Annotated in this window: 12 protein-coding genes and 1 tRNA gene; 10 read left to right on the plus strand and 3 right to left on the minus strand. The window is 52.3% G+C overall.

What is annotated here, in order from left to right:
* The first annotated feature begins 7 nt into the window (after positions 1-7).
* Together IPH59_08280 and IPH59_08285 are read left to right on the plus strand one after the other, a co-directional pair.
* A complete protein-coding gene (locus IPH59_08280; protein ID MBK7091704.1) occupies positions 8-1,009 on the plus strand; it encodes an isocitrate dehydrogenase (NAD(+)) in 1,002 nt (333 codons plus the stop codon).
* A gap of 39 nt (positions 1,010-1,048) precedes the next feature.
* Positions 1,049-1,633, plus strand: coding sequence for a hypothetical protein (locus IPH59_08285; protein ID MBK7091705.1), 585 nt, complete (start codon positions 1,049-1,051; stop codon positions 1,631-1,633).
* A 250-nt stretch (positions 1,634-1,883) separates the two neighbouring features.
* On the opposite strand, the gene IPH59_08290 is transcribed toward IPH59_08285, so the two are convergent.
* The 3 genes from IPH59_08290 to IPH59_08300 are packed head-to-tail and all read right to left on the minus strand — an operon-like array spanning position 1,884 to position 3,952.
* Positions 1,884-2,747: a hypothetical protein gene (locus IPH59_08290; GenBank protein ID MBK7091706.1), complete on the minus strand. Its 864-nt coding sequence runs from the start codon at positions 2,745-2,747 to the stop codon at positions 1,884-1,886.
* A gap of 27 nt (positions 2,748-2,774) precedes the next feature.
* On the minus strand, positions 2,775-3,347 hold the full coding sequence (locus IPH59_08295; GenBank protein ID MBK7091707.1) for a hypothetical protein: 573 nt from the start codon (positions 3,345-3,347) through the stop codon (positions 2,775-2,777).
* Positions 3,347-3,952, minus strand: a complete 606-nt coding sequence (locus IPH59_08300) for a sigma-70 family RNA polymerase sigma factor (protein MBK7091708.1) — start codon at positions 3,950-3,952, stop codon at positions 3,347-3,349. The genes IPH59_08295 and IPH59_08300 overlap by 1 nt, the downstream gene beginning before the upstream one ends.
* A gap of 285 nt (positions 3,953-4,237) precedes the next feature.
* Here IPH59_08300 and IPH59_08305 point away from each other — a divergent pair, with 285 nt between their 5' ends.
* From IPH59_08305 to IPH59_08340, 8 genes are all read left to right on the plus strand, one after another.
* Positions 4,238-5,212, plus strand: coding sequence for a PD40 domain-containing protein (locus IPH59_08305; GenBank protein MBK7091709.1), 975 nt, complete (start codon positions 4,238-4,240; stop codon positions 5,210-5,212).
* Between the two features lie 191 nt (positions 5,213-5,403).
* Positions 5,404-6,021: a DUF4013 domain-containing protein gene (locus tag IPH59_08310; protein ID MBK7091710.1), complete on the plus strand. Its 618-nt coding sequence runs from the start codon at positions 5,404-5,406 to the stop codon at positions 6,019-6,021.
* A gap of 41 nt (positions 6,022-6,062) precedes the next feature.
* Entirely contained in the window at positions 6,063-6,521 is a 459-nt protein-coding gene (locus IPH59_08315; GenBank protein ID MBK7091711.1) for a DUF2085 domain-containing protein, read from the plus strand.
* A 190-nt stretch (positions 6,522-6,711) separates the two neighbouring features.
* Entirely contained in the window at positions 6,712-8,418 is a 1,707-nt protein-coding gene (gene recN / locus IPH59_08320) for a DNA repair protein RecN (GenBank protein MBK7091712.1), read from the plus strand.
* Positions 8,419-8,519: 101 nt separating this feature from the next.
* A tRNA-Ala gene (locus IPH59_08325) sits at positions 8,520-8,592 on the plus strand.
* Positions 8,593-8,825: 233 nt separating this feature from the next.
* On the plus strand, positions 8,826-9,944 hold the full coding sequence (gene hppD, locus IPH59_08330) for a 4-hydroxyphenylpyruvate dioxygenase (protein MBK7091713.1): 1,119 nt from the start codon (positions 8,826-8,828) through the stop codon (positions 9,942-9,944).
* Positions 9,945-10,032: 88 nt separating this feature from the next.
* Complete coding sequence (locus IPH59_08335; protein MBK7091714.1) at positions 10,033-11,229, plus strand: homogentisate 1,2-dioxygenase; 1,197 nt, start codon at positions 10,033-10,035, stop codon at positions 11,227-11,229.
* 12 nt (positions 11,230-11,241) lie between these two features.
* Positions 11,242-11,514, plus strand: a complete 273-nt coding sequence (locus IPH59_08340) for a DUF3303 family protein (GenBank protein ID MBK7091715.1) — start codon at positions 11,242-11,244, stop codon at positions 11,512-11,514.
* Positions 11,515-11,590: the final 76 nt, after the last annotated feature.

An 11,590-nucleotide genomic window follows, 5' to 3' on the forward strand; every position in this document is an offset into this window, starting at 1 on the left:
AGCTCAAATGGGTCATCATGTTGTCACACTAATTGAAGGGGACGGTATCGGTCCTGAGATCAGCAGAGCCACGACGCGCGTTATCGAAGCCACCGGCGTGGAAATTGACTGGGAACCGATCAAGGCCGGAATCAATGCCATTCCCGACTATGGCTCACCGGTGCCCGAAGTACTGCTTGAATCCATCCGCCGCAATAAAGTCGCACTCAAAGGGCCGTTGACGACATTCGTCGCCAAAGGATTCTCCTCCGCCAACGTCGGTTTGCGTAAAGCGCTCGACCTGTATGCCAATTTGCGCCCCGTCCATTCGATTGACGGCATCAAATCGCGTTATGACAACGTCGACTTGATTATCGTCCGCGAAAACACCGAGGACCTCTATGCCGGTCTCGAACACATTATTACTCCCGGCGTTTCGCAGTCAATTAAAGTCATCACGACTCACGCATCGACCCGTATCGGTCAATTCGCATTCGAATACGCCCGCAAAACCGGTCGCAAACGCGTTACAGCCGTCCACAAGGCCAATATCATGAAGATCTCCGATGGCATGTTCCTCGAATCGATTGCCGCCGTCGCGCAGAATTATCCCGAAATTAAGTACGATGACGTCATTGTCGACGCGCTTTGCATGAAGCTGGTCATGGACCCGAATCAATTCGATATTCTCGTGCTCTCTAACCTCTACGGCGACATCGTGTCCGATCTCGCTGCTGGCTTGGTCGGAGGCTTGGGCGTCGTTCCGGGTGCAAATATCGGTTTAGACACCGCTGTATTCGAAGCTGTCCACGGCTCAGCACCTGACATCGCCGGCAAGGGAATCGCCAATCCCAGCGCCTTGCTGTTCTCGGGCGTGCTCATGCTTCGTCATCTTAAGGAAGACACCGCTGCTGATCGAATCATGAATTCCATTAAGAAGGTCTTCCGCGAGGGTACTCATACAACGCGTGACTTGGGCGGAAAAGCTACCACCGAAGAGTTTGCCGACGAAGTCATCCGGCATCTGTAATTTGGGATTTCCGATCGAGCAATGAACAGGCGGTAAGGCATGATGCAATTGAAACTGCACGTCTGGTACGTCGCTTACGGCTCAAATCTCTGCGAGTCGCGCTTCTTGGCCTATATCAACGGCTCCGACGGCTCGGTATGGCCCAAAGCTCGCGGCTGCCGCGACAAAACCCCGCCCTCTCGCGATATCTCGGGCGAAATCCCCGGCAGCATCTACTTCGCTGAACGCTCCAAAAGCTGGGACAACGGCGGCGTCGCCTTCTACGACCCGACTCTCAAAGACTCAATCACCTTGGTCAGGATGTACTTGGTCACGCTCGACCAATTCAACGACATCTTCCTGCAAGAAAACGGCCTCGAGAGCGGCGACATCACTGCAACGATTACCAACCTTTCCGTCGGTTCATCCGTCGTTCATGGTACCGGCTGGTACTGCGAAATCTGGCGTCTCGCCGACGTCAACTGCTTTCCCGCTTTCACTTTCACATCACCGGTGCGAAAACATCAGGCGGTCCAAGTTGCGCCGTCGAGGAAGTACGTTGAAGTTATTGCAGAAGGTCTAAGATCAGCACACGGAAAGAACGAAAGCGAAGCTCTTGATTATCTGAGATTGGAATCGCTTTAGAACACGATAATCGAACATCGCTCCACTTGTTATCCACACCGGAAAAGGTGAACATCGGTTTAAATTTCTCCCCTCCCTCGGGGAGAAGTCTTGTCGTAGTTTCGCGCTCTACCGGAGGTGGGGCACCACAATAGAGCACCGTATGATTCCCCTCTTGAGAGGGGTGCCTTGAGTGCGCGAGGAACGAGCGCAATCAAGGCGGGGTGTGTTTCGCCGACTTCCCTCTACAGGTCCGTCGCGAGAGTACCTCTTATTTCTTATCCTTCAAATGAAAAAACAGCTCCCCTTCAATGTAAAACGTATTCGATGACGCCTCATTGCCGATAATCTTCGACCGCTCGGCAGTAACCTTCGTCGTCTCTTCCTGCGAATAGGTATACCCGCCTTCATAGTCGAAAACCAGCGTCCCGGTAACATCTACTCGATCAACACCGCGACGCGAAAGACTATCTGACTCCATCACATCAAACGGCAAAATCAGATTGCCGCGATAGTCAATCACTACGCACTTGTGTCCATCCGTCTCTACAAAGTCCTTAACCTCGTATGTCGTACTGGCATCGAGCGCCTCGCCGGACGGCATGAAAATCTTCACCGTCTGCATCCAGGTATAGCCCTTGCCAACTTCTTCGGCAGGGAAGGTCGGCTGCGACTGCTCCAAATTCTGCTGGGCGTATTCTTTCCATTTGGAAGCATCATCCTGATCAAGCAGTTCCAGCCCGCCAATCTTTCCGTCAGGATTCATCTCATACGACAACGACTCACTTGATGACACAATCTGAATCGTGCTGTCCTCGGCTTTCTCGCTCCAACTCCACGTCGATGTCTCTTCGATTCGGGCAACGCCGTCAGTCGATAGCGATTTCACGATCTGCGTCATTTCGCCTTTGGATTGGGAAGCCTGTGAGACAGAAGGGGAGTTTCTGACCGTGATCGTCTGCTTATTGACCTGCTCGTAAACCAGCTCACGGCCCTGCTGGAACTTCATCTGTAACCGCACCTTCCGATCCTGCGTCTGGGCACAGTTAAGCGCCAGCAACGCCACAGACATCACCAGAAGCGAAATCCACGGTAGGCTCCGATACGAACAGACAGATTTGACCATTAGACCCATTGAGTGTTCCGATGCGGCAGATTGCCGCTATTTCCCGGACTGCGCCAGGGAGCGCGATCGCGATAGCGATGACGGCGACCCGAGAATTGCCGTCGACATGAGCAGAATCTCCCTGTATTCCTTCATTTCCTGTTCCGTCAATTGACCCTGTTCTTCCGGTTCAACGTGCTGGCTGTACATATCCGAAATCGAAACATACGGCCCGTATGCCTCAGCAGTCAAATGCGATTCAAAGGTGTTTCCAATCGGATAATATACCACGCTCAAAGTTATCGCAACTGCAATTGCCGCCGTTGCTATCGCCGCCTGCAACGGTCGTACTGACTCTGGAATCAAAGTTGCAAACAACCGCTCCCGCCAGGTAACTTTGCGGATTGTCACCCTTTGGTAAATCTTCTGACGCGCCGATGCAAAATAGGCGTCGTTCGGCGTCACGACCTTGCGCCCCGAAATCAAACGCAAGTACTCAAGCTCGCGCTCGACCTCGCCATGACTCAAGTCGCAACCAGTTCGAATTCTCTCGATTTCTTCCGGATCCCCGCCGGATGCGTGCTGTGGCCGCAAATCCAGCAATCCGTCGTCTCTTTGTTCCTGCTGCATTACCGTCGATCCTCTCGCTTCTTCTTATCTACCGGGCCGTCGATCTTATCCTTAAGCCGCTGTTTCACCTTGGAACGTGCTATATGCAAATTGGACCTTACCGTCGCCTGCGGGCAATCCATCATCTGCGAAATTTCTTCCTTGGAATAGCCGTCGACATCGTGAAGTACAATTGTCGCCCTCTGCTTGGGCGGTAGTTCAGCTATCGCGGCATTGATCAGTTCCAAAAGCTGCTTATTCTCCTGTTCATCCTCGGGTGTCGGAATTGACCGCGACAACTCGAGCTGAAATTTCCCTGACTCCTCAAATTCCTGATCATCAACATTGACATACTTTCGCTGTCGTTTTCGAATAATGTCAATGCAGTAGTTGGTCGCGATCTTAAACACGAAACTGGCGAAATTTGAATCCGACTTGAGCCTCGTGATATTCTTGACCAGGCGGACAAACGTCTCCTGTAATACCTCATCGGCTTCGGTATGGTTGCCCACCATCTGATAAGCGTGTGCATAAATCCGCTTCTCAAACAGTCGAACCAATTCATTAAATGCCTTTTCGTCACCGGCTTTAAATCGTTCTACCAGCTCCGAGACGTTCTCGATCACGGCACCCCACACTCTCCAACCTTAGTTTAGACGCGACTGAAGAGGGTTTGTTTAATGGTGAATCCTATCAGGTCGCACAAGATTACAGTCGCCGGAAGTGGTTGTCAAATAATCTTTTGCGGGAATCTGCCCGGTTCGACTTACCCGTGGCCACCCAAAAGCCACTTCCCCAAAAGCTCTACCGTCTTTTCTCACAATTATTCCCCCCAAAAATCATTCGTCAATTGGAATCAGCCGATGTATAAATGAGCGGATCATTAAGTTAGCTCGAAAGGAAGGATTGACTTGATTCTGACACGGTTATCGAAAATCACCCTGTTCTTCGTCTTGTTCTCGACTTGCGCCTTCGCCCAGTTCGAAAAAGAGGCAGGGAAAATTGTTGTCCACAATGCAATGATTCCGGTTCCTGCCGGCAACGATAAATTGGCATTCCTGCGAATGGACGAAAAAATCCCCGGTATGCCGCTCGAGCTCTATCTCATGGAACTGGCAACGGGCAAAGAGACTCGTCTAATGCCGGGCGTGAATTTTGCCGAGCACCCAAGTTATGCCTATGCCTTTTCTCCGTCAGGAAACGAATATGTCGTTCCCGTAAAGGGCACCAAGGGCGCATGGGAATTTTTCAAATACGCGGTCGGCTCCCGTGCCGGTACCCAAATTGGCGATCTGGCGCAATATGTCGATGTGCCGACTCAAGACATTATGATTGGCCTCAACCTCGACAAGTCATCCTTGTTGCAGGTTACCGATCTCAACTGGTCGCCTTCCGGCAAGAAGTTGATCTTCACGATGATGCGTCCCGGCCGCAGCTCTGTCTGGTGGATGGACATCGCTACTGGTCGTGCAAGACAAGCTACCGAAGACAAAGTCGGATATTGGGGATCATTCCACTCCGATGACGTCAAGTTTTGCTACACCGACAACATCATCCGGGAGGGAATCACTACCACTGAGGGAATCATCCTTCGCTCGACCGTGTCTGCCGACGCCGACACCGTGGTTGATACCTCAGACAACGAATTCGCGGGAGCAATCTCGCCCGACGGCAGATACATGGCCTATAATCGAAATATCGACAATACCAACAATGTCTGGGTGATCAATCTCGCCACGCGCGAATCCAAGGCAATTACCAAAACAACCGGCGGTAAACATTGCGCCTACCCCAAATGGAGCCCTGACGGAAAGAAGATCTATTTTCAAGGTAACGGCTTTGAAAGTCAGTCTGTCGTTCTCGTCCAGAACTTCGTACCGTTCTAAACTTCCACTTCGAATCACCGTTATATAACCGGATAAACAAGGGCGACCAATGGTCGCCCCCTTGTTTATCCATGGATTGAACTTCCGGATTTTTTGTTGACAACAACTTGCACATTGACTTATCTCGGCACCAACATACAATCGAACACTTAATTATAGTTGTCGGATAAGGCGATCCCCTTGGAGGAAAAATGGATAATCTAGGTCGTGCATTCAATTTTATGTTCGAGGATCCGGAATGGCTGCAGAAAATCCTGATCGGCGGCTGCTTCGTGCTGTTGTCCTGTATCTTGATCGGTGTGCCGTTCGTCTTCGGCTACATGCTCTTGTTGATCAAGAACACCACCGAAGGCCGGCCGGTGCCACTCCCAGCCTGGGACAATCTCGGCGACAAATTCACTTCAGGTCTAATGTTCCTCGTCATGCTCCTCCTATGGGCAGTACCGGTATGGCTTGTCAGTATTGTATTGATTATGATTCCTTGTATCGGCTGGATTATTCTGGTCCCCTTTGTACTGGCAGTGTATCTGCTGATTCCATACATCATGGCGCGTTTTGCCGTCGGCGGTAAGATATCGGATGCCTTTGATTTTGCCGGCATCATCGCTTTCCTGACGCAAAATCTGATGAATCTGGTTATTGTCTTGGTGATGTCAATTGTCCTCAACATCATCTCGTATTTCGGTATTCTCGCCTTAGGCGTCGGCTTCCTTTTCACGAATTTCTGGGCACAACTCGGTATAGCCTATCTTGCCGGCGAACTCTATCGTACTGGCCAGAAGGGCAAGGCAGTTACCGCTCAGCCGTGATCCGGCAAAAAGATTCACCAATCCGTCTTTGGGCGATCCGGGTGGCCATTTGGTCACCTGTGGTCGCCCTCTTTGTTTACTTTGTCGGCGGTCTAATTCCTGCTCTCAGCCATCCGATGCAGACCGGAACCTTGCCGTTAGCGCTATTTCGAGCATACTCACATACCTGCCATCAAATTCCAGAGCGTTCGTTCTTTCACGACAATTCCCAATTCGGCTTTTGTGCCCGCTGTACCGGCTTCTACGGCGGATTAGCATTAGCCATGCTATTTGTACTTGCAACCTCTCGGACTCGGCAAATTACATTGCCTTGGCTTCTTGTCCTGAGCGCCCCGATTTTCGTCGACGTCGCCTTTGACCTAAGCAGTCATTGTAGCATCGCCAATGAGTTGCGCTTCGCCACCGGACTACTTGGCGCGTTCTCCGTGACTTTGTTCGTCTATCCGCGTTTCCTCAAAGCCGCAAGCAATTCACTTGCTCCCGACCGCGACACAACGTAACTTTCGAATTGGCTATCAGGCAGTGATGGGCTGACTCATACATCGACTGTGAATTGGGTGCCCCACCGCTTGCGGTGGGATCGAGACATACCTATCACAGGATAATGTGCAGAGTCTCTCTTGTGTTGAGCTTGCAGAAGAGACCAGTGACCGACTGCCGCAGATTCACCCTTTAGTTTTGCCGAATCGAATGATAAAACTCTCTCGTCTCGCACTCAAAAATTTCGCCGTAGTCTCCAGTGCGGATATCAACTTCGCCGATGGCTTCACTGCTATCACCGGCGAAACCGGCGCAGGGAAGTCCCTCATCGTCGGCGCCATCAGCCTGCTCCTCGGCGAACGCAGCAGCAGCGACTTCATTCGTGCCGGTGCAACAATCGCCACAATCGAAGGCGAATTCACTGGTGATATCGCATCACTCAATCGCGACCTTGCCGATGACGACATCGCTCTCACCGGCAGTTCGTTCACCATCACCCGCGAAATCCAGTCCGATGGCAAGAGCCGCGCCCTGATAAACGACCAGCGCGTCAACGTCGCCACTCTTAAGAAAATCGGCGACCGCATTTGCGACCTCCACGGCCAGCATCAGCACCAGTGGTTGCTCGATTCCGACCGCCACCTCTGGTTTCTCGACCGCTATGGCCAATGTGCAGACGCATTCTCCGCATACACAGCGGCGCTATCGGAATACCGCACCGCTCAAAGTCGCATCTTATCTTTGGCGCGCAGGATTGCCGAAAACAATGAGAAACAGGAACTCTATCGCTTCCAATTGCAGGAAATCGACACTGTCGCAATTCTCCCCAATGAAGAAGACTCGCTCGAATCCGAACGCAAGCAGTTGGAAAACGTCTTGAAAATTCGCACCGCGCTGGAATCTTCCGTCGCCCTGATCGAATCCGACAACGGCGCCGCCCATATCTCCGGCGAAATACTCAAGAATCTTCGCTCAATCGCCGAGTCGTATCCCGCTGTCGCCGAATACGAAAAGGAAATCGAGTCGGTCAAAATCAGCTTCACCGAGATCGCCCGCTCGCTCAATCAATCCTTGGCCGGAATCGCCGAAGACCCCGCTCGTCTCGAACAAATAGGGGAGAGGCTCTCAGACATTTACAATCTCAAGCGCAAATACGGCGGCACCGTTACGGCAGTACTGGACTATGCCGGAAAAATCCGCTCCGCCCTTGACTCCAACGACTCGATGGAATTGGAACTCGCCGCACTCAAACGCAATCTCGAACCGCTCCAGACTTTCTTGCTGACTACCGCGGACAAACTTCAGCACGAGCGGGAAACTGCCGCCAAGAAGCTCTCCAAGTCGATGAAGAAAGAGCTCTCCGAGCTCGGTCTTCCCAAAGCCGAGTTTGTGGTCAAATTCTCCGCTCACGCATCCGGCGAATTGCTCAATCATCAAGACAAATCGATCAACCTCGGTGAGCAGGGTCCGATGGCAGGCGAATTCTTCTTCAATGCCAACGCCGGTGAGGAAGCCAAACCCCTTGTCCAGGTTGCATCCGGCGGCGAGGTCAGCCGCGTTATGCTTGCCCTCAAATCGCTCATTGCCGGAAACGACCGCGTCGGCCTTCTGGTCTTCGACGAAATCGATGCCGGTATCGGCGGCGAAACCGCACTGCTTGTGGCGCGCAAACTCAAACAGCTCGCAGCGCGCCAGCAGTTGATCGTTATCACCCACTTACAGCAGATCGCTTCCTTCGCTGATCACCACCTCAAAGCCATCAAGCGCGAGGTCGCAAAACGCACCGAATCGGAATTGATTCCGCTCACCCGCGAAGAACGCGTAGTCGAGCTTGGCCGCATGATCTCCGGCGGCGATTTCGGCGACATCGAGCGCAAACAAGCGGAAAAACTCCTCAAAATGGCAAGAGAAGAATAGGACTCTGCTCAATTTTCTGACACCAATCGGGGGGGTCTCAACTCTCCCTCAAACTTTCCGTTGACAAATCTTTTCGCCAAGCTATATTGACTATCCCTTTTGGGGCCGTAGTTCAGTTGGGAGAACGCTTGACTGGCAGTCAAGAGGTCAGGGGTTCGACTCCCCTCGGCTCCATTTTTTATTGCCCATCGCCTCCTCGCATCCCGAAAAACCATTTGCGCCCAAGCCCTTGTCCTGCTAACTTTTGTCTATCACGGCGAAGAGCCGAATTCTTTTACACATTCAGCGCCCAAGGCGTATAAATATCGAAGCGGTTGCTACTTTGACCGCTCGTTTGTCGAGTAAATAGATTGATTTATGCAGTGTTCGTCTCCGATGACTCTGCTATATGAGAGGAAGCTCACGCTATGGCAAATACCCTCGGAATCAAGACCTGGGACTACGCCGAATTCTACGTCGGCTCCGCGCGCATGGCCGCCTATTGGTTCAGCCGCGCCCTCGGACTGCGCATCACCGGCTATTCTGGCCCCGAAACCGGCGTCCGTGACCGCATTTCGTTCTATCTCACTTCCAGCGAAATCAAAATCGTGGTTACTTCGGCGCTTCAGCCAAGCACCTACGATATCTGGGGCTGGGTGCAGAAACACGGCGACGGCGTCAAGCGCTGGGCCATCCAGGTCGAAGACGTCGACAAAGCCTACCGCTTCGCGCTCTCCAACGGCGCAGTCTTCGAACGTGCACCACACATGATTAAAGACGAAAACGGCTACGTCGTCGAAGCTTCCATGAAAATCTACGACGACACCGAATTGGTGCTGATCAATTACGACAATTACAAAGGACTCTTCCGTCCCGGCTTTAAGGAACCGCACCAAAAAATGCGTCTCAACTTCAACGCCGGCGGACTCAAGCATTTCGATCACATCGTCGGCAATGTCCGCACAAACGAAATGAACCAGTGGGCGAACTACTTCAACAAGACGATGGATTTCGAGACCTTTCTCGATTTCGGCCCCGGCGACATTTCGACGAAGTATTCGGCATTGCTTTCCAAAGTCGTCCGCTCCAAAGATGACCTCATTAAAATGCCGATCAACGAACCCTACGATGGCATCGCCAAGTCTCAGATCGAGGAATACATCGAACACTATCACGGCGCCGGAATCCAGCACATTGCGCTCTACACCGACAATATCCTCGAATCGATCGAAGCGCTCCGCGACAACGGCATAGAATTTCTCGCAGTGCCTGATACATACTATGACGAGCTAAAGAAGAAGAACATCAATATGAAGGAAGACATCGACGAACTCCAGCGTCTGCGCATTCTTTGCGATGCTTCAATGGGCTCCGGCGGATATCTATTGCAGTTGTTCACCAAACCGATAGGGGATCGCCCGACTTTCTTCTTCGAAGTCATCCAGCGCGTCAATGGCGCTCAGGGATTCGGTCAGGGCAATTTCCAGGCGCTGTTCGAAGCCATCGAGCAAGACCAGGCCCTGCGCGGCACGCTCATGCGCACATAACCGGAACTTTCAAACAAACAGAGCTGTCATCCCCGCGAACGCGGGGATCCAGCAATCTGATTTCGTGTACCGATAAAGGAGCATCTAAATGCCTTTCTACCATAAACTCGGGAAGATTCCCGCCAAGCGCCATACCACTTTCTTCAAACCCGATGGCGAATCGCTCTACCGCGAGGAACTCTTTTCCACTCTCGGATTCTCCGGAATCCACACCAACAAGTATCACATCCACATGCCGACTCGCGTCAAGGATGTTCGCGAGATCACGCCGAATGAATCTGCTGTCTGGAAAGAAGCCCCGCTTCTGTATTATCACTTCTTTACCGACAAAAAGAAAACCGGCGGCGATTTCATCAGCGCACGAAACATCTTCCTGCGCAACAATCATTGCATCGTTTCCACGGCGCATCCGGACAAGAACCCAGAAGTTTTCTACCGCAACAGCTTCGGCCACGCATACGTCTTTATCCACCACGGCAGCGGCAATCTGCTTTCGGAGTATGGACAGCTTCCATTTGAGCCGGGCGACCAAATTGTCGTCCCGCGCGGTACCACCTACCAGATGTTCTTCGACAAGTTGGAAGGCAATAAGCTCCTCTTCTGCGAATCCGATACCCCGTTTGACGTACCCAAGCACTATCGCAACGAATACGGTCAGATGCTCGAGGGCGCTCCCTTCTGCGAACGCGACGTCAAACTTCCCGAACACATGGATGCCGTTGACGAAGAGGGTGACTTCAAGATGATCCTCAAGGCGTGGAATCGCACCTTTGAGTATACCTTGCCGCATCATCCCTTCGATGTCGTCGGCTGGGATGGTTACAACTATCCGCACGCGATCAACATCAAGGACTATTGCCCGATCGTCGGCAAGATCCATCTTCCGCCGCCGGTGCATTTGCTGTTCAAGACGCAGCATTTTGTCGTCTGCAATTTCGTACCGCGTCCATTCGACTTCCATCCCGAGTCAATTCCGGCGCCGTATTTCCATTCCAATATCGACTCCGACGAGATTCTCTACTACGTCGACGGTGATTTCATGTCGCGCAAAGGCGTTGTCGAGGGATCAATCACCTTGCATCCGGGCGGTCTGCCGCATGGTCCGCAGCCCGGTAAGACCGAGGCTTCCATCGGTAAGAAAGAAACTTCCGAATGGGCAATTATGATCGATACGTTCGAGCCGCTTCTGCCTACACTGAATGTCAAAGAGACACTCGACCCCGATTATGCGCGCTCTTGGCTTGACGAAAACAGCAATGGCCGCTATGTCGGCACGGTTTCCTGATCGATGCTCTTCATGGTGATTGAGCGATTCAAGAATGGCGACATCGACCCCGTCGGTGAGCGCTTCAGAGCTTCTGGCCGCATGATGCCTGACGATGTCAAGTACATCTCAAGTTGGATAGACTTCCCCGGCGCAGTCTGCTACCAAATGATGGAGGCAGATTCTGCCGACCGGCTCAAGCTCTGGACTGACAATTGGTGCGACCTCGTTGATTTCGAGGTCGTTCCTGTGCTCACTTCAGCGGATTTCTGGGCACAGCGCTCCGGTGGTCAACCAACAACATGATTTGCCGCGCTTGCAACGGCCCTAAATGGCTTGCTTACTCCACGTTGATTGGCTATCATTCACGCCAGTACCTAAC

The organism is bacterium, assembly GCA_016708315.1.
Taxonomy (GTDB): Bacteria; Zixibacteria; MSB-5A5; order CAIYYT01; family CAIYYT01; genus JADJGC01.